Source organism: Monashia sp. HAY1-2A (assembly GCF_056755315.1).
The window spans coordinates 1-2,353 of the sequence record NZ_JBNDHY010000273.1; the positions used below are offsets into that span (position 1 = coordinate 1).

Sequence of the window (2,353 nt, forward strand, 5' to 3'; positions counted from 1 at the left end):
TTCTCGCACCGTCCGCAGCAGTTCTGCGCTGCTGGAGCCGCGCGAATGTGCGGTGTAGCACTCAACCCTGATCGTGTCGGGAGCGTTCTTGAGCTGGCGGGCGACCCAGTTCACTCGGGTTGTTGGGCGCCCTTCCCTGGGTGCATCGATGTCAACGTGACAGGTGAGCGTGCCGGCGCGCAGGTCGGCTGTAACGGTCAAAGCACCCACCGTGTCTGGGATGCGGATCGCGCCGGTCAGCTGTCCGGTCTGACACAGCATCTGCGTCAGGGCTTGGCTACGGAGCGCCGGGTCTGCCAGCTCTCGGCGCGACAGGACCGGGACAACTTCGGTGCCGAGCTGTCGACCGAGACGCAGACTCGCGAATCGGAGAAGGGCGTCGAATCGACCGACGACAGCAGGGATGCCCTTGTCCGTCGGTCGCAACGTTCCGGCCGCAACGGCGTCACGGACCCCTGTCCATGCCTCGCCCATGTCCTCAAACTCCAGCGCCCCGGATCGAGAGTGCTCGAGGTAGCGGATCAGTTCGCCCAATACCCATGCCTGGTCAGGATCTGCTACGCCGCGGAACTCCTTTTGTAACACCGCCTCTGCTAGGACCTGAGTCCATGCGAGATGGTGCAGCGCGACCCTGCGCAACTTGCGCCCGTCGACCTTGGTCGGATGTTGTCCCGCGATGGCGGGAATCTCATTCGAGATGGTCAAGACCGCGTCGAAGCCTTCAGCGCGGGCGATGTCGAGGTAGTTCTCGAGCTGCTCGGCCTGCAGGGCGTTGCCGCCGGTCTTGACCTCCACCAGGCACGTCCAGGACTTCGATCCCCGGGCGACGCGGATCAGACCGTCGGGGTACAGGCGCTTGTCCCCGAGCATGAACGGGACCTCGATGTACGTGCTGATTGCCCCCGCGGGTGCTCCAAGCGGCTTGAGCAGGGACCTGCCGTACTCGCGAACTGCGCTCAGCACCGCTAGCAGGGCCGAGGTCGCGCGCCGCTCCTGTTCTTCGGCCCCGTTGATCCCCGACGTCGGGATCAACCGCGCCTCGTGCCAGTTCTCCTCCGCCACGACACTCCCTTTGCCCTGTTCATGCCACACACGACACCCGATATTTCCGGGTCCTCGACCGCACCGTACCTTCGCCTCGATGGCAGAGCCGGCTTCGCCACGAGTTCGGCTCGTCGCGTCCCCAGTTAACGCAAGAACTTCTCGGTTCTCGGATACTGATCTCCCATGCGGGTGGGTGCGGCCTTTCGCCGCGAACCGGTCAAGCGTCGTCATACCGGCTGACAAGGTCGGCTCATTCGCCGAGATCCGCGCCGGGGTCCCTCCAGTCCTCTGGAGCCTGAATCTTCGCGTCTATACCGGTGTGTTGCTTCAAGAGGTACAGCAGGTTGGCGCCGTCGATGAGTTCTATGGGCTTGTTCCGTGCGAAGTCGAATGAGGCCTGGCCGTAGCCGCTGGTTGTAACCAGGATGCCCTTGCTGGCGCCCTCGTTCTGGAGGGTGCCGAACAGGTCACGGACGGCGGAGACCCCTACTGTGTTCTTGTATCGCTTGGCCTGGATGACCACCTTGCCGCCAAAGATCGGGCGCGGGTCATAGGCCACACAGTCAACGCCTCCGTCGCGAGACGGCCGGGTCTGCTTGGCCTCCAAGCCCATCTTCGTGAAGAGGTTCTGCACCAGCACCTCGAATTCCGTGAAGTGCAACTCCATCAGATTGGGTCGTTCGTCGAGGAGGCCCAAGGCGTCGGACTCGGCCACGAATCTAGGGTCCACCATGTCGAACTCCAGCACCGGACGCACCGGCAGCAGCTCTGTTGGACTCTTTGACACGCCCGCCGACAGGTGACGCAGGCATGCAAGCGGTTCGACGTGGGCCAGGTCCAGTTCGCTGAACGTCTCTCTCGTCGTCCGCACCGTTACCAGGCACGGTGTAATCGGTCTTCCGCTGCCGGGGTCAGTGGTGTGGATGACGCCGTTGTACACCACGACGTCGAGGTTGCGTCCCCCGTCCGCCTCGAACAACTCATGCAAGGTCCGCAACGTCGTCTGCGCCACGACCCCGGCGTACAGGGTTCGAACGCTGGCCGATGGACGTGGAATGTGCGAAATCGAGTCCGTCGCCTTCACGTACCGGTAGGCCTTCGCCTCGGGAACCACGGCCGCAGTGGGGAGCTCGTACTCCACGACGAGCTGACGTGAGTCGGGCACGTATGCCAGCTTGAACTGTTGTGGAAAGCCCTTCGGGTACGCGGATCGTTGGAGCACTAGTTCGAAGTAGCTCACCACTGCGTCCGGAACGCCCTGGGCGAAGGCATCTCGCAACGCATCCACCTCTGCGCGCTGTTCCGCCTC

At 63.6% G+C, this 2,353-nt stretch carries 2 protein-coding genes; both read right to left on the reverse strand.

Annotated features, from left to right (window positions below; translation table 11 throughout):
* Nucleotides 1-1,062, reverse strand: a 1,062-nt coding sequence (locus ACPYOM_RS21665; RefSeq protein ID WP_481347539.1) for a hypothetical protein, incomplete at its 3' end; no start/stop codon positions are given.
* A 232-nt stretch (nt 1,063-1,294) separates the two neighbouring features.
* Nucleotides 1,295-2,353: restriction endonuclease (locus ACPYOM_RS21670; protein ID WP_481347540.1), on the reverse strand; the 1,059-nt coding region annotated here is incomplete at its 5' end.